This window comes from Blautia glucerasea, from assembly GCF_020537505.1.
Taxonomy (GTDB): Bacteria; Bacillota; Clostridia; order Lachnospirales; family Lachnospiraceae; genus Blautia_A.
On record NZ_JAJBMO010000022.1, the window covers coordinates 45,075 to 61,462 of the forward strand.

Below are 16,388 nucleotides of genomic sequence, written 5' to 3' on the forward strand. Positions count from 1 at the left end.
TTAGTGTACTTGCTATTTTTTCGATTTTTTATTGAAAAAAGCACACATTTTCTCATTTTTTCTCCTTTCACCATACAAAAAACCACATTTTTACTTCATTTCTCTCCATTCAATTTTCAGCGTTTTGCACAATTTCAGTTCCTATTTTCTAAACTATATTCGCTCTGTTTTTCGTATTTTCTCATGGTGTATCTTGATGTACAGTTTTTCTCGTGGTATAATGAGTGCCAGAAAACCAATGTGCTTATGCAATTGACAAACAAAGAATAAGCAGCATCTTCATTTTCAAATGATAAAACCATACAGGAGGACACCCTATGTTTCTGAAAAAGACTCCTAAGGCAAAGGGAACTTACCTTGCCATCACCGAATCCTACTATGACAAAGAGAAGAAAGCCACCCGTCAGAAGACTATTATGGGGCTGGGGTATCTGGAAGATTTGAAGAAAGATTATCCGGATCCTATCAGCCATTTTGAGAAGGTGGTCTCGGATATGAACCAGGAGCGTGAAGATAAGAAGAACTCTGTGGTATATGTTGACCTTACTGCTACTCTCTCACCGGGAGAGCACTCTCTGAAAAATGTAGGCTATGGCGTTCTGAAATATCTTTACAAGGAACTGCAGCTGGATATTTTCTGGCGTACTAAAACCTGGAACCTTTCTCTTACCTATAATATAGAAGAGATTTTTCGATATATTGTTATTTCCCGTATTCTTTACCCAAGCTGTACCTGGAATGAAGCGATTGAAAAAGGGCTCTATTTCGAAGAGCCAGGTAGCATCTCAGAAGAAGACCTGGATTCTGCTTTGAATATTATGGTAAGATTTCAAAAAGATCTGCAGAAGTGGATTTATGAACATTCCAGCAGCATCCTTTCCAGAGATGCCGCTTCTACTTTTTTAGACCATACAGACTATACTTTTTCCATCCCAGGAAACATGCCATCTGACACGCAGCCAAATACCAGGCGTACGGATTCCACCCTTCACCTGGATTTTCTCACAGACAGGAATGGAATTCCAATCGCATATGATCTATCTACCAGTGGTATTATGTTGAACCAGTCTGTCCCTAACGCAGTAAAAAAGTTAAAAAGAGATAATCCCAAAACTCGTTTTTATAATACTGCGCCTGCACGTCCAGAGGCGGAACCTTTCATTTGTAATGGGGTTCCAGCAGATGGATATATTTATGGTCTGCCTGTACACACTTCCAATGCAGAATTCAAGGATTGGGTTCTGAAGGATGGGTATCAGGAAATGAAGGTTTTGAACGAAAAATATCAGACCATCCCACTTCTTTATAAAGAGAGGATTTTTGAAGAAAGGGAAAAACAATTCGTTTACTATCATGAGCTTCAGGCCAGACAGCAGCGCCTTGCCAGGGAGTCTTCCGGACGACGTACCGGGTTGAAGCTGGACGGATATACCGCTATCGCTACGAATAACCTGGAGGCGGATAATCTTACTCCTTACCGCCTTTTCAACGGACTTCGCCACATGGAGAAGATTTTCCGGGATTCCAAAAGCCAGTGCGACTCTGCTGCTACTTTCACCTGGACGCCCGATAAGATCAACGCCCATTTCGTGATCGGGTTTGTTTCCTTTACCTTAATGCGAATGCTGCAGGCGAAGCTTGATTTCCAGTTTTCCATGGAGCAGATCAGTACTTCTTTGCAGAGGTATAATTGCGTGCAGATTGCAGGAAATATTTATCAGTTTACTTATTATGATGAGATCCTGGATGCCTGTGAAAAGGTTCTGAAACTGGAACTGCATAATAAATACCGCAGCCAGCTCCAGATCCGGAGACTGCTGCGGTATTAAGAAATCTACAATATAAAATTCTAATTTATGTCAGGCTTATTTTAAGCCTGGCATTTTTATGATACCGTCTAATTTAAATCAGGTATCATTTTAGCGGTCTGCACCCAGGCTTCCCTCTCCTGGAAAATGCAATTCGTACATTTCCCGGGCGGCGCGGGTGACGATTCCAAGCTCTTCTTCCAGCTTCAGTGTCTGTGGAAGCTCTACTGCGGTGTGGTAAATGTCGGCTTTCAGCTTATCCTTCGCCTGCTCGCTGCTCATCTTCAGGATGCCAAACAGGGTACTGTTATAAGCCTTATCGGACTCACTGAGCTCCATATAGGTCTTTACCATGTGGCAGCATTCTCTGTAAAGAAGATCCTCATAATCCTTGCCTTTGGCTCTCAGCTCCTGAAATTTCATCCTGTCCAGCTGCTTCATGATCTCCTTGCGGCCGCCGCGAACGCCCATAAAACGCTTGCTGCTGTCTCTGTTAAACTCCATCAGCATCCAAAGTGCAATAAAACCATCTGCGCGGGTATCTCCGCCCAGCTCAGACTTATCCTGATAACGGATGTCCCAAAGCTCCTTGCGGATCTTGTTCAGCTCTGGCTCCTCTCCTGCCTCAATGGACATGTTCAAAAGCGCCAGACGTTTAGCCGGGTCCGCTTCTCTGTAGTATTGTGTAATAGTTGGGGTATCCATAGTTTTCTCCTTTATGCTTCTTCGTAGGTCAGCTCTGTCTCAGCCATGGAAAGAGCTTCCTCAATTACTTTATCCATGTCCATATAGCGGTACATTCCAAGACGTCCGCCAAATAGCACGTTCTTCTCTTCTAATGCCCTGCGCTCGTATTTGTCAAAAAGCTCATCATTCTTCGGATTATTAATCGGATAATAAGGCTCCTTGCCCTTCTCCCATGCTGCCGGATATTCTCTTGTGATAACCGTCTTCGGCTGTGTGCCAAATTCAAAGTGCTTGTGCTCGATGATACGGGTATACGGCACCTCGTAGTCGGTGTAGTTCACAACTGCATTTCCCTGATAGTTGCCCATATCCAGAGTCTCTGTCTCGAAACGCAGGGAACGGTATTCCAGCTCGCCGTAGCAATAATCGTAAAATTCATCGATCATACCGGTAAACAGGATCTTATCTGCCTGTGAGGTAAGCTCCTCTCTATTTGTAAAAAAGTCGGTCTTCAGGCAAACCTGTACGCCCTCCAGAAGCTTCTTCACAATGCGGGTATAGCCGCCCTTGGGAATACCCTGGTATGGATCCTTGAAATAGTTATTATCGTAAGTATAACGAAGCGGAAGTCTCTTAATGATAAATGCAGGAAGATCCTTGCACTCTCTTCCCCACTGCTTGCGGGTGTAGCCCTCTACCAGCTTCTCATACACATCCTGTCCAACCAGCGCCAGAGCCTGCTCTTCCAGGTTCTTCGGATGGGTAATGTGCATACGGCTGATCTGCTCCTGGATCTTCGCCTTGGCTTCTGCTGGTGTCTTTACGCCCCACAGCTGGTGGAAGGTATTCATATTAAATGGAAGGTTATAGAGCTCATCCTTATATACTGCGATCGGTGAATTAACGAAATGGTTAAACTCTGTAAACTGGTTCACATAGTCCCAGATTTCCCTCTTGGAGGTATGGAAAATATGGGCACCGTACTTGTGCACCTGGATTCCTTCCACTTCCTCTGTGTAAATATTACCGCCGATATGATCACGCTTGTCGATCACCAGGCAGGTCTTGCCTTTCTTGGTGGCTTCATGGGCAAATACAGCTCCAAAAAGTCCGGCTCCTACGATCAAATAATCATATTTCTTCATCTTGTGTTGCCCCTTTCTGTGTGGGAATTGCAGAATTCATCTGCCTGTGTATGGTCCAACACCATTATTTAAAATTCACAGCCGCAGATTCTCGTCCTTTTCTGCCAGACGCTTCTATTAAAACGTCTTCCATTCCCTGCTAAAGATGTTATTATTATAACAAATTTTCAGAAAAAAAGGTAGCCCTTTCCATCTAAGGACTACCTTTTTTATAAAACTTTTATTTTTTACAAATAATTACTTTGCAGCCACCTTATCGAATTCGTCCGTAATCTCTTTAGATGGAGCCTTAGTCGCAAGGCTGACGATCACGATCATCACCAGGCTGAGCAGAAAGCCAACAGCCAGGGAGTAAAGTCCGGTGTAGGCTCCAAGTGTCTGTCCGCCAACTAACGGGATGTAGTCCCAGATAATAACGGTAAGTCCACCGGTCACCATACCAGCAATAGCACCTGGAAGGTTGGTTCTTCTCCAGAAGAGGGACATTACCACGATTGGTCCAAACGCGGAACCAAGGCCTGCCCATGCGTTGGAAACCAGTCCCATAATACTGCTGTCCGGATTCCATGCAATGACAAATGCGATCACCGCGATCACAATAACGGTAATACGGCTTACTTTCAGGATTTCCTTAGAATCCGCATCTTTCTTGATAAAGCTGTGATACAGGTCCTCAGACACTGCAGAAGCTGTTACAAGAAGCTGGGAATCCGCTGTGGACATGATTGCAGCAAGAATTCCGCAGAGAAACAGCCCGCCAATAAACGGAAGGGCAAGCTCTGAGGTAAATACCTTACGGATCATCTCAATAAAAACACTCTCAGAAGAAGCGGCACCGTTCTCTCCAAGAATGGTTGGAAGCAGATAAGCTCTTCCGATCACAGCGATTGCAAATGCAGCTGTCAGGGAAAGAAGATCCCATACAATGGCGATTGCCCAGGATTTCTTCAGTTCTTTCTCATTCTTAACTGCCATAAATCTTACCAGTACGTGAGGCATTCCACAATATCCAAAGCCCCATGCCAGCTGGGAAAAGATCTCAACAAAAGTATATGGTCTGTCCCCATTCATAAACGGGTTCAGATATGCGCCTGCGCCGCCAGTCACACCACTCTGGGAGATCAGGTCTGTAAGATTACCCGGAAGCAGGAAATACGCTACCAGCGGCACGACAAGAAGTCCAATGAGCATCAGGGTTCCCTGCACAAAGTCTGTTACACAGACCGCCATAAAGCCGCCCATAAAGGTGTAGCAGAGAATAACCGCAGCTCCAATAGCCAGAGCCACATGATAATCAAGTCCGAATACAGTATTGAACAGCTTACCACCTGCTGCCAGTGCAGATGCTGTATATACCAGGAAAAAGATGACGATCACAATGGATGAGATCAGAAGCAGAATCTTTTTCTTATCACGGTAACGGTTCTCAAAGAACGCTGGAATCGTCATGGAATTGTTTGCCATGATGGTATATTTACGAAGTCTTCCGGATATACATACCCAGTTCAGAACAGTTCCGATAAAAAGTCCTACTGCAATCCAGATTTGTCCGGAACCGAAAGAATAAATTGCTCCAGGAAGGCCCATCAGAAGCCAGCCGCTCATATCCGAAGCCTGTGCGGAAAGTGCTGCCACCCATCCGTTCAGCCCTCGTCCTCCAAGGAAGTAATCCTCTGAGCTGGAGGTCTTTTTCATGTAAACCGCGCCGATGACGATCATCATGGCAAGGTAGAACACAAAAGCAATCAGAATTATCACTGTTGTACCACTCAATTTTTTCTCCTCCTCTGTTATAAAATTTGCTGTTCCCGATTACCCGGACAGCAAAATAACATATTTCATACTTTACCACAGAAGAGTATGAAAGTGCAAGTGATATTATATATTTTTTCGTTTTTCTTTCAAATAAACATGCTTAATATACCACAACGCCTTCTCTTCACCCTTGTCGTTCAAAATCCGAAGTAGTCCCTCCAGCTCCTTCCTGGTCTGCGGATGCACAAACCACAGCTTGGGCTTGCTTTTCAAAAAATATTCCAAGGGCTGGTGATTGTCATAGGCATCTCCCAGATAGGTCCGGGATGCACTGATCCGGTCCATTACCATCTCTGCAACGTATTTCCTGGGCATTTCCGCACCCATGATCACATGCTCCGGATCATTTATGGAATAATCCACCCAGTGCTCGTAATGGTGCTTATTGCGCCCCTTATGATGCAGCCAGGCAGTGGAAACTCCGATATCTTCACGTTCCGCGTTATTAGGACTTCTGTTTCCCTGATAATATTTACAGCCCACCAGGAATTCCGCCGGTGAATATTTGGAAAGGTCATGGAGAAGTCCCTGTTTGTAAAGTCCGATCTTGAAGCAATAGCGCATGACCATCAGCTTATGCCTGGTAATTGTTTTAAAGTGAAGCCACGGATGCATTCCCAGAGGACCTCCTTTCCGCGTTGGCATTTTCCAGCACTGTGTTGCCTGACACTTCAGCTTTATCATCAGCCTTCCCAGTCCCTTCTAAAGGCACAATTTCATTTTTTTTCCCTTTGGATTTAAGCTTCTTCTCCGGCTCTGGCTTCTTCACGCCCTTAAGTACAACCACAGTACGCGGTCCTACCTCCACAGCCCGCCCATAAGCCAGCCCATTCTCCCCGTAAAATCCATCACAGGTCAGATCTCCGGTATCCATCACTTTCTTCCATTCCATGCCCTCTGGAAGTGTTGGAAGCGCCATATTCCTGATTTCCCAGTGGAAGTTAAAGCCTACATAAAGAAAATCATCCTCTTTTCCATCTGGAAGCTGTGCATATTTCCCACACAGCATCACGCCGATCATACGGCTGGTGTTTTCCATATTGCAGAACCATGCACGTTCTCCGTGGAAAGACATATCCGGAAAACCCTTTCCAAGATAATCTGCCTCTTTCATGCTTTCATTCATGTGAAGAACCGGATGGGCTTTTCGAAGGGCCACAGCCTTTTTTACAAAAGCAAGCATGCTGGCATTTTTTCGAAATCCCCGCCAGTCGATCCAGCCAATGGGATTATCCTGACAATATGCATTGTTATTTCCGCCCTGGGAATTGCCGATCTCGTCGCCACCGTAGATCATAGGCACTCCCTGGGAAAACAGAAGCATGGCAAACGCAGCCCGCATCTGCCGCTCCCTCATCTGGCGGATCCACTGCTTCCGGCTCGGTCCCTCAATGCCGCAGTTCCAGGAATAATTGTAGCTGCAACCATCGTTATTACCCTCACCGTTTGCCTCGTTATGCTTATAATTATAGGAAACAAGGTCATTCAGGGTAAATCCATCCTGACAAGTGATATAATTGATTACCCCATGATCATCCGGATTATGACGGATCCGGTACTGTACTGCCGGAACCATGTCCTCGTCACTTTTCAGGAATCTGCGCATATCCTGGAGGAATCCAAGATTGTACTCTGCGAAGCTGCGCTTATTTCCCTTATGGTTCTTATAAAGGGCCACTGTATCCATTCCATCTGCCATCACCTTCGTTCCTGCAAGCAGACCGTCCTTCATGATCAGATCCAGAGGTGCACCCTGTCCCAAAACATGAAAACCGTCTACATGATAATTCTGTTTCCAGAACTGCAAAGCCCGAAGCGCCATCAGAGGATTTGCCTCTGCCGGAAAATACATCTCCATAATGCAGCCAATCCCTGCCTTATGAAAAGCCTTGATCATATCGCAAAATTCTTTATGGGGATCCTTTGTGGCGCAATAAGCACTTTTGGGTGCAAAATAGTAGCCATTTCCATAGCCCCAGTAATTTATTTCGTCCTTTTTGCCCCTCTGGGAAACCAGGCCATCTGGCTCTTTTAGACGGCTTACTTCCATAAATTCATAGGCAGGCATCAGCTCTACCGTATTGATTCCCAGTTCCTGCCAATAGGGGATCATCTGGATCAGTCCTGAAAAAGTGCCCCGAAGTCCGGCTGCCATCTTCGCCTGCTTCGTATATCCACGCACATGAACTTTATATAGGATCATATCCCCAAAATCTGTTTCCGGTGTCTGCTCATCCTCCCAGTCGTATCCATCTCCTGACCAGAAGCCGCAGCGCACCTTATGGAGATTCTCGGTCCATACTTCCCCGAAACGCTCTCTTCCGCTGATCCGGCTGGCACAGGGATCCAGATAAATTTCTCCGTTAATTTTGAAATTATATTCCAGATTGGTTACATTTAATTTTTTTAAAAATACGGAAAAAATCCGTCCAGTCCGGTATTTTTCATCCAGAAGAAGTTCATAAAAAGGCTCCTTTCCACTTTTTCTATAGAGAAGCAGGAAAACCTCGGAGTCCTCTTCCGCTTCCACTGCAAAATTATATCCATCTGCCATTCTGCTCGCCCCAAGTATAAGGGGATACCCTGATGTCACGATCACACTCTTATTTCCCGGTATTGCCACTTTATAAGCCCTCCTGTCTTTGTCTGATGTCACGTCTCGCCCAGCAGCTGTACTCTTGCAAAACTTTTAAGATTTCAGATCCAGCTCTACCGGACAATGATCCGATCCCATGATCTCACTGTGGATCTTCGCATCTTCCAGATTCTCTTTCAACGACGGAGATGTTATGAAATAGTCAATTCTCCATCCGGCGTTCTTCTCTCTTGCCTTGAACCGGTAAGACCACCAGGAATAGGCACCTTCCTGATCTGGGTAAAAATAGCGGAACGTATCAATAAATCCAGCCTCCAGCATCCTGGTAAAGCAGGTACGCTCTTCGTCTGTGAAGCCGGCATTCATCCTGTTGGTCTTAGGATTCTTCAGGTCGATCTCCTGGTGTGCCACGTTCATGTCGCCGCAGCAGATCACAGGCTTTTTCTCCTGAAGCTTCAAAAGGTAAGCCAGGAAATCCTTTTCCCATTCCATGCGGTATTCCAGTCTGCGAAGCTCAGACTGGGAATTGGGGGTGTACACCGTAACCAGATAAAAATCCTCCATCTCAGCGGTAATCACCCTGCCCTCTTTGTCATGCTCTTCTATTCCAAGACCGTAGGTCACGGACAGTGGCTCTTTCTTCGTAAATACCGCAGTTCCAGAATAGCCTTTACGGTTGGCATAGTTCCAATATTGATAATAGCCTGGAAGCTCCAGCTTCACCTGGTTTTCCTGGCATTTCGTCTCCTGCAGACAAAAAATATCCGCATCCAGCTTCGAAAAGCTCTCTTCAAAGCCCTTGGTGATACATGCGCGGATTCCATTTACATTCCATGATACAAGCTTCATGTTATTCTCCAATCGGTAAAAATTATGGTTACTGCCCACATATTTCACAATACTTTATGAAGCGGTGTATTATCTGTGAACAGTTATTATATTCTAACATTTTCTCTATTATAACACAGATTTTCCTATTCACAAAACCTTATTTTTCTGGTACAATCTAAATACTACCCGGGCACGGCGTTTCTAGGGAAACGTAAAAGAAAAAAGCCCGATGTTACCTTGTTTTACGGTGTAATTATGATTGTTCACAGGTAACATATAAATACAAATTTTTTATAAAGTGAGGTATTTTCAATGAGTGATTTAGATATGACTAACTCTTGCAGCAGCTGTGGAAGCAGCTCTTCCTGCGGCGGTTCTGACTGCTCTACCTGCGGCGGATGCAGCACAGATGCGAACCAGCACAGCACCATTACCCTTACCATGGAGGATGATACCGAGGTAGAATGCGCCATCCTTACCATTTTCCCGGTAGACGCTAAGGAATATATCGCGCTTCTTCCACTTGACGAAGAGGGACAGAACCATGACGGCGAAGTTTATCTGTATTCCTTCGCCCGCACCGAAACAGGTGCCCCAATGCTTTCCAACATTGAGAGCGACGAGGAGTATAATAAGGCTGCTATCGCATTTGATACGGTTTTACAGAATGCACGCGAGGCAGAGGCTGCTGGAGAACCATTAGAGTAAACCGGGCCCCAGGGCATGTTTGAAAAAGGCTTTCGCATCCGTTGAAAAGCCCTGAAAGTCTTAACAGGATTTTCAGCCGAATTTCTACACATATAAAAGGCAGGTGTCTGTGATTATTCGTTTTATCACATTCACCTGCTTTTATAGTGGTCTTTTATATTGATCTCTTATATTTGACTCTTACGACTGGCTTACTACTTACGCTGGCACCCTCTATATCAGCCGTCCAGCAGGACGCCGCCCACTACTTCGTAGTGCTTCCAAATCCGCCATTTCTCACATCGGTCACATCATCATCCACAGTAATTCCATATTCTACGAAAATCCCCTGCATAAAGCCGGTATCTGCCTTCAACTCCACCACTTTTCCCTCATTGGTATCGTTGGTCAGCTTGGCAAAAATATGCCCTTCATTGTCAGAATAAAAATAATCGCTGTCGATAATCCCAACCGTGTTATTCAGCTGTAAACGGAACTTAAATCCCAGGCCACTTCTTGGATAACATTTCAGCACCCACTCCTGGTCCATTTCCACACGGATTCCGGTAGGGATCTTGATGGTCTCACCTGGCTTGATGGTAAAACCAGCTGGGGAAAAGAAATCGTAGCCTGCACTTCCAGCTGTCGCACGTCTTGGAAGGCGGATTCCTTCATATACCTTCTCAGCTTCATCAGCAGTCACGCCGGAAAAGGCATCCATCCAGTCTGCTGCAAAGCGCTCTTTACTTACTTTGTGAAATTTCGCAATTCTCTTCATGTTTCCTCCTGTAAATTACGTTCTGTATTCCAATTAGCAGATTCATTTAGCCTCTGAAATTTAACGATTTTTACACCGAATCTATCTGCTGGATATAAAGAATGCCGGGCAGATCTGTCCGGCATCCCCAATCTGCTGCCGCGCATTTCATCACAGCAGCCTTGCATTTTATTCTTATTTTGCCTCTGCCGGAACGTCCTTGATGCTGAAGCTCATTCTTCCCATCTTGTCTTTTCCAAGGCAGATAACAGTTACTTTATCGCCAAGTGTAAGAACATCCTCTACACGGTTGATTCTCTCCTTGCAGATCTTGGAAATGTGAACCATTCCCTCTTTGCCTGGTGCGAACTCAACAAATGCGCCGAACTCTTTGATGCTTATAACCTGTCCGGTAAGGATCTGTCCCTGCTCGAAGTCAGAAGCAATGATCTCAACCATACGCTTTGCTTCCTGCATGTTCTTATCATCTACGCCGCAGATAGATACAGCCCCTTCATCTGTGATGTCGATCTTAACGCCTGTACGCTCGATAATGGTGTTGATCGTCTTTCCTCTCTGACCAACAACATCACCGATCTTCTGAGGATCGATCTGGATCTGGATGATCTTCGGAGCATATTTTCCCACGGCTGTACGAGGCGCCGGAATACATTTCTCAATAACTTCGTTGAGGATGTACTCTCTTGCTTCCTTAGTACGTCTGATTGCTTCCTCTACGATCTGTCTTGTAAGACCGTGGATCTTAATATCCATCTGGATTGCTGTGATACCATCATGAGTTCCGGCTACCTTGAAGTCCATATCGCCGAAGAAGTCCTCAAGTCCCTGGATATCAGTAAGAACGATATAATCGTCATCTGTGTCGCCTGTAACCAGACCACAGGAAATACCAGCAACTGGCTTCTTGATCGGTACACCAGCAGCCTCAAGGGACATGGTAGATGCACAGATACTAGCCTGGGAAGTAGATCCGTTGGACTCAAAGGTTTCAGATACAGTACGGATTGCATATGGGAACTCTTCTACGCTGGGAAGTACCGGTACAAGGGCTCTCTCAGCAAGTGCTCCATGACCGATTTCACGACGTCCCGGTCCTCTGGACGGCTTTGTCTCACCTACAGAGTAGGATGGGAAATTGTAGTGATGCATATATCTCTTGCTGGTCTCAAATTCGTCAAGTCCGTCAATTCTCTGAGCCTCTGCAAGAGGTGCCAGAGTTGTGATGGTACAGATCTGTGTCTGTCCACGGGTGAACATAGCGGAGCCATGTACTCTCGGGATGATATCAACCTCTGCTGCCAGAGGACGGATCTGTGTGATTGCACGACCGTCTGGACGTTTGTGATCCTTCAGGATCATCTTACGAACAGTCTTCTTCTGATACTGGTAAACAGCCTCACCAAGAACTGCAAGCCATTCTTCCTTCTCTGCGAAAGCTTCTTTCAGCTTGTCTGTGACCGCTGCGATATTGTTCTCTCTTGTCTGTTTGTCATCAGAGAATACGGCAACTTCCATTTCTTCCGGAGGAACGATTTCTTTGATGGCATCAAACAGCTCCTGCGGAACTGCACAGGACTCATAGCTGTGTTTCTCTTTGCCGCATTCAGCAATGATCTGGTCAAAGAATTTGATGATCTCCTGGTTTACTTCGTGTGCCTTGTAGATGGCTTCGATCATCTGATCCTCCGGAACCTCGTTGGCACCAGCCTCGATCATAATAACCTTGTCTCTTGTGGAAGCAACAGTCAACTGAAGATCAGAAATATCTTTCTGGGCAAGTGTAGGGTTCACAATGAACTCTCCACCGATCAGACCGATCTGAGTCGTCGCACATGGACCATCAAATGGAATGTCTGAAATGCAGGTTGCAAGGGAAGAGCCAAGCATAGCCGGGATCTCCGGGTTGCACTCTGGATCAACGGACATAACCATGTCTACCAGTGTAACGTCATTTCTGTAATCCTTCGGGAACAGAGGACGCATAGGTCTGTCGATTACACGGGAAGTCAGGATTGCATGCTCGCTTGCCTTTCCTTCTCTCTTATTGAAACCGCCTGGGATCTTTCCTACGGCGTACATTTTCTCTTCATACTCAACGCTTAATGGGAAAAAGTCGATTCCCTCTCTTGGCTCTTTGGATGCAGTTGCTGTAGCAAGTACAGTGGTATCACCATAATGCATAAGTGCTGCGCCGTTGGCCTGTTTCGCAACACGTCCAATATCTACGGTAAGTGTTCTTCCAGCTAATTCCATGGAATAACTTTTGTACATGTCTTCTCTCCTTTTTTATATAAAATCTTGATCTGAAGCCACCCTGCACTTCTTCTGAAACCACAAATAGCTATTCTTCCGAAGTATAATGCGGCTCTTTTGCCTCTGCCACAACAGAAGTCCGAAACGACTGAAAAATACATTTGAGCATTGCTTCTGCAAAGAAAAATACTCCAGCTTCTTCAAATGTCCTTTTCAGAAGTCTCGGAAATCTTTATCTGCCAGGTCTCCCTTACAGACAATAGTGCCTCTATTGTGACATTTATCACTGTTCACAAAGGCTCCAATGCGGATCCATTCTGTGAGCAATCATAACTTTCTTCACATCTTAAAATAGGGCGGATGGATATCCGCCCTTCCGCATACTAATTATTTTCTTAAACCTAATTTCTCAATCAGTGCACGGTATCTTTCGATGTCTGTTTTCTTTAAGTAAGCTAACAGTCCACGTCTCTGACCTACCATTTTCAGCAGACCACGTCTGGAATGATGATCCTTGTGGTTGTTCTGTAAATGCTCAGTAAGCTCCTGGATTCTTGCAGTAAGGACAGCTACCTGTACCTCTGGTGAACCAGTGTCTCCCTCACATCTTGCATACTCTTTCATAATTGCTGCTTTCTTTTCTTTTGAAATCATCTTGATTTCCTCCTTATTATTCTTAATGGTCTCCCATGCAGGTGTCCTAAATAACAATCCTGTGGGGACGTAATCGCCGCATATTAAGAGACGGCCGGAGTGTCCAACCCCTGAATATGGGCTGCTTTCTTATATATGAGACAGGACGAAGCCTGTTCACACCTTGCCTAGTATAGCATACCCGCCAGATTCTGTAAACTATTTTTTCACATTTCTTCCCGATATTTTTTCACTAATTTAGTAATAAGTTCAAAAATCGCGGCACAAATAATTTCCATAAAATATTATTTTTCAACTGCCTCAAAATATCTCCGTCCATCCTCTGCATCTGCCAGAAGCCTGTTCTTCAATGCCTCAAGGGACGGAAATTTCCGTTCCGGGCGCAGGAACTTCTTAAAGTCCACCCGGCATTCCTCGCCATAGAGGTCTTCCTCACAATCAAAAAGATACGTTTCCACGCCGACAAAGCTCTCCCCAACTGTAGGCTTGTAACCGATGTTTGTGATCCCGTGATACACTTTATCTCCGAAATAAGAGCTTGTCACATACACGCCATTTGGCGGCAGAATCTTGGTCTTTGGCGGCACGATGTTGGTGGTGGGAAGCAGAACCTTATGTCCCATTCCCCTGCCATGTACCACCTGGCCTTCCACAAAATAATCACGCCCCATAAGGGATGTGACTTTCTCCATATTGCCTTTTTTCAGTTCTTCTCTGATATAGGTACTGCTGATCTTTCTGTGCCCATCCATTTCTTTGGAAAGGATCTCCACATCAAAGCCATATTTTTCTCCAAATTCCCTAAGAAGCTGGGGCGTGCCTTTCCGCTCAAAGCCGAACCGGTTGTCCTCTCCCACTACCACGTAGGATGCCCCAAGATCTCCCATAAGAATCTCTTTTATAAAATTCTCAGCCTTCATATGCCGGATCCGTTCATTTAACTGACACTCTACCAGCACATCCACGCCAAGCTTTTCCAGAAGGGAAGCCCGCTCCTGGCTGGTAAGGATCATATTGGAAGAAGCATCGATGGCAAAGAGAACAGCCTGCTCTCCCAGCTCCTTGCGCTCACGTATCTTCTCAACCAGCTTCTGGTGCCCGCGGTGGATCCCGTCAAATTTTCCCATTGTTACTGCACAGTTGGTAAGCTTTGGAAACTCACCATCTATTTTCAGGTATTCCATAATCTCTCCTGTAAAACCAGTTCTTGTTCGTTTCTTCACAGTAGATCAAGCACTGTGAAAAATTATCAAAACATCTTCACTGGATAATATTTCTTTTTCCCCTTGTCCCACTGAAAAATACCTGTAAAAGTTCCGTCACTGGCGTACATGCGCACCCAGCCCTCTTTGTGCTGGGAACTTACCAGATTGTCAGACAGCGGATTCCCATTTGCCAGAAGCCGGTCCCCGTAGGAATCTGCAGAAAGGGCGGGGTAATCAGCCAGAACCTTCTCAACCGGGTAGATCAGTTCCTGAATGGTTCCATCTGCCACAGCCGCTTCCACCTGGGCAAGTGTGTGGCTCTCTTCCAGAGTATACCGGCCCACCTTTGACCGGAGAAGTTCTTCCATGCAGCCGCCGCAACCAAGCTTTTCCCCGATGTCATTACATAAAGTACGGATATAGGTTCCCTTACTGCAGGTTACTCTTATTTTTACCAAAGGAAGGTTCATTTCCAGAGGCTCCATCTCATAAAAGCAAACTGGGCGGGCCTTCCGCTCTACGGTCCTGCCCTCTCTTGCCAGCTCATAAAGCTTCTTTCCGTTCACTTTCAAGGCAGAGTACATAGGCGGAACCTGCATCTGCTCCCCAACAAAGCTTTTCAGCACCTCTCTTACCTGCTCTTCTGTCACAGATACTGGCTTTTCCTCCAGAACCGTTCCGGACATATCCTGGGTATCTGTGGTGATTCCAAGGTGAAGCACCGCCTCATAGGTTTTCTCCTTATCGGTAAGAAGGTCTACCAGCTTGGTGCCCTTTCCAAGAGCTACTGGGAGAACTCCCACAGCATCCGGATCTAATGTCCCCGTATGCCCGATTTTTTTCATGTGAAGGATTCCCCGAAGCCTGGCAACCACATCATGGGATGTGAAGCCCTTTTCTTTCTGAATTACAATGATTCCCTGAAATTCTGCCATTACTCTTCCTGTCCTAAAAGCTGTTTTTCAATCTGTTCTGAAATATTGTTGATCACATCGTACATGGAACCAGCCAGATCACAGCCTGCTGCCTTTACATGCCCGCCACCGCCAAAGTATGCGGCAATTTTGCTTACATCTACTGCGCCGTTGGAACGCAGGGAAACCTTGAACACCTGGCTTTCATGCTCATAAATGAACATAGCAACCTCAACGCCCTTGGTAAGGCGAAGCTGACTTACGATTCCATCCAGATCTGTCGGCTGCACGCCGTAGAAATCCATATCTCTCTTTTTCATATAGCCAACAATACATTTGCCATTCAGAAGCATAATGCTCTCTGCCAGGACACGACCCATTACCTGGTTCTGGATGTAGCTTTTCTGATAGAAGGATTCGTCAATAATATTGGAAAAATCAACGCCCTTTTCCATCAGGTCACCGGCAATACGCATGGTATCCGGGGATGTGGAGGAGTACTGGAAAACGCCTGTATCATGGATCATTCCAGTATAGATTGCTGTGGCAATATCCAGATTGATCTTCTCTTTTTCCAGAAGGCTATACAGAACCTCGCTGGCAGAGCTGATTTCGCCGCACACATGGTTCACATCTGCAAAGCCCAGGTTGCTGATATGATGGTCTATACACACAGTTTTCTTTGCATTTACAAAATGGTCTCCTGCTACAGCCAGACGTTCCAGGGCACTTACATCACAGGTTACAAAAAGATCATATTCCTTCGGCTCTCCAGCCTCATAGTGTACCTCATCCATGCACGCAATATGCCCGAATACCGGCTTTGGCCTCTCCAGATAGACATCGGTCTTGATCTGCGGGTACCAGGTCTTCATATACAGATAAAGCGCCATGCAGGAACCTACACAGTCACCGTCCGGACGCACATGGCCTCCGATTCCCATGGTCTTAACGCCATCCAGAATTTCTTCAATTCTCTCCATTCCCTTCACCTCATTCTTCTTGGAGCTGTCAC

At 45.7% G+C, this 16,388-nt stretch carries 14 protein-coding genes; 2 read left to right on the forward strand and 12 right to left on the reverse strand.

Translation table 11 applies throughout. From position 1 onward, the window contains the following. Nucleotides 1-317 precede the first annotated feature (317 nt). Nucleotides 318-1,829 carry a hypothetical protein gene (locus LIQ05_RS14950; RefSeq protein WP_226821976.1) on the forward strand — a complete coding sequence of 504 codons (1,512 nt, stop codon included), beginning with the start codon at nt 318-320 and terminating at the stop codon, nt 1,827-1,829. Nucleotides 1,830-1,919: 90 nt separating this feature from the next. Here LIQ05_RS14950 and LIQ05_RS14955 read toward each other — a convergent pair whose 3' ends face one another. From LIQ05_RS14955 to LIQ05_RS14980, 6 genes are all read right to left on the reverse strand, one after another. After that, nucleotides 1,920-2,513 (reverse strand): DUF6553 family protein, encoded by a 594-nt coding sequence (locus tag LIQ05_RS14955; RefSeq protein ID WP_226821979.1) that lies wholly within the window; start codon nt 2,511-2,513, stop codon nt 1,920-1,922. Nucleotides 2,514-2,524: 11 nt separating this feature from the next. After that, nucleotides 2,525-3,640 carry a UDP-galactopyranose mutase gene (gene glf / locus LIQ05_RS14960; protein WP_226821982.1) on the reverse strand — a complete coding sequence of 372 codons (1,116 nt, stop codon included), beginning with the start codon at nt 3,638-3,640 and terminating at the stop codon, nt 2,525-2,527. Nucleotides 3,641-3,877: 237 nt separating this feature from the next. Then, the gene (gene putP / locus LIQ05_RS14965) at nt 3,878-5,413 is read right to left on the reverse strand and encodes a sodium/proline symporter PutP (RefSeq protein WP_226821985.1); all 1,536 of its coding nucleotides are present in this window, start codon (nt 5,411-5,413) and stop codon (nt 3,878-3,880) included. A gap of 105 nt (nt 5,414-5,518) precedes the next feature. Then, nucleotides 5,519-6,070 (reverse strand): DUF5662 family protein, encoded by a 552-nt coding sequence (locus LIQ05_RS14970; protein ID WP_226821987.1) that lies wholly within the window; start codon nt 6,068-6,070, stop codon nt 5,519-5,521. Continuing rightward, nucleotides 6,048-8,078, reverse strand: a complete 2,031-nt coding sequence (locus LIQ05_RS14975) for a Type II secretory pathway, pullulanase PulA and related glycosidase (RefSeq protein ID WP_226821989.1) — start codon at nt 8,076-8,078, stop codon at nt 6,048-6,050. Before LIQ05_RS14975 ends, LIQ05_RS14970 begins: the two co-directional genes overlap by 23 nt. A 66-nt stretch (nt 8,079-8,144) precedes the next feature. Continuing rightward, entirely contained in the window at nt 8,145-8,900 is a 756-nt protein-coding gene (locus tag LIQ05_RS14980; protein ID WP_226821992.1) for an exodeoxyribonuclease III, read from the reverse strand. A 294-nt stretch (nt 8,901-9,194) separates the two neighbouring features. Here LIQ05_RS14980 and LIQ05_RS14985 point away from each other — a divergent pair, with 294 nt between their 5' ends. Beyond that, nucleotides 9,195-9,590 carry a DUF1292 domain-containing protein gene (locus tag LIQ05_RS14985; protein WP_226821994.1) on the forward strand — a complete coding sequence of 132 codons (396 nt, stop codon included), beginning with the start codon at nt 9,195-9,197 and terminating at the stop codon, nt 9,588-9,590. Between the two features lie 244 nt (nt 9,591-9,834). On the opposite strand, the gene LIQ05_RS14990 is transcribed toward LIQ05_RS14985, so the two are convergent. From LIQ05_RS14990 to LIQ05_RS15015, 6 genes are all read right to left on the reverse strand, one after another. Continuing rightward, nucleotides 9,835-10,347, reverse strand: coding sequence for a deoxyuridine 5'-triphosphate nucleotidohydrolase (locus LIQ05_RS14990; protein ID WP_226821996.1), 513 nt, complete (start codon nt 10,345-10,347; stop codon nt 9,835-9,837). Between the two features lie 174 nt (nt 10,348-10,521). Beyond that, complete coding sequence (locus LIQ05_RS14995) at nt 10,522-12,618, reverse strand: polyribonucleotide nucleotidyltransferase (RefSeq protein WP_226821998.1); 2,097 nt, start codon at nt 12,616-12,618, stop codon at nt 10,522-10,524. Nucleotides 12,619-12,987: 369 nt separating this feature from the next. Next, the gene (gene rpsO / locus LIQ05_RS15000; RefSeq protein ID WP_117853474.1) at nt 12,988-13,254 is read right to left on the reverse strand and encodes a 30S ribosomal protein S15; all 267 of its coding nucleotides are present in this window, start codon (nt 13,252-13,254) and stop codon (nt 12,988-12,990) included. Nucleotides 13,255-13,538: 284 nt separating this feature from the next. Next, a complete protein-coding gene (locus LIQ05_RS15005; protein ID WP_226822000.1) occupies nt 13,539-14,438 on the reverse strand; it encodes a bifunctional riboflavin kinase/FAD synthetase in 900 nt (299 codons plus the stop codon). Between the two features lie 65 nt (nt 14,439-14,503). Next, nucleotides 14,504-15,394, reverse strand: a complete 891-nt coding sequence (gene truB / locus LIQ05_RS15010; protein WP_226822002.1) for a tRNA pseudouridine(55) synthase TruB — start codon at nt 15,392-15,394, stop codon at nt 14,504-14,506. Further along, nucleotides 15,394-16,356 carry a DHH family phosphoesterase gene (locus LIQ05_RS15015; protein WP_226822004.1) on the reverse strand — a complete coding sequence of 321 codons (963 nt, stop codon included), beginning with the start codon at nt 16,354-16,356 and terminating at the stop codon, nt 15,394-15,396. The genes truB and LIQ05_RS15015 overlap by 1 nt, the downstream gene beginning before the upstream one ends. Nucleotides 16,357-16,388 lie beyond the last annotated feature (32 nt).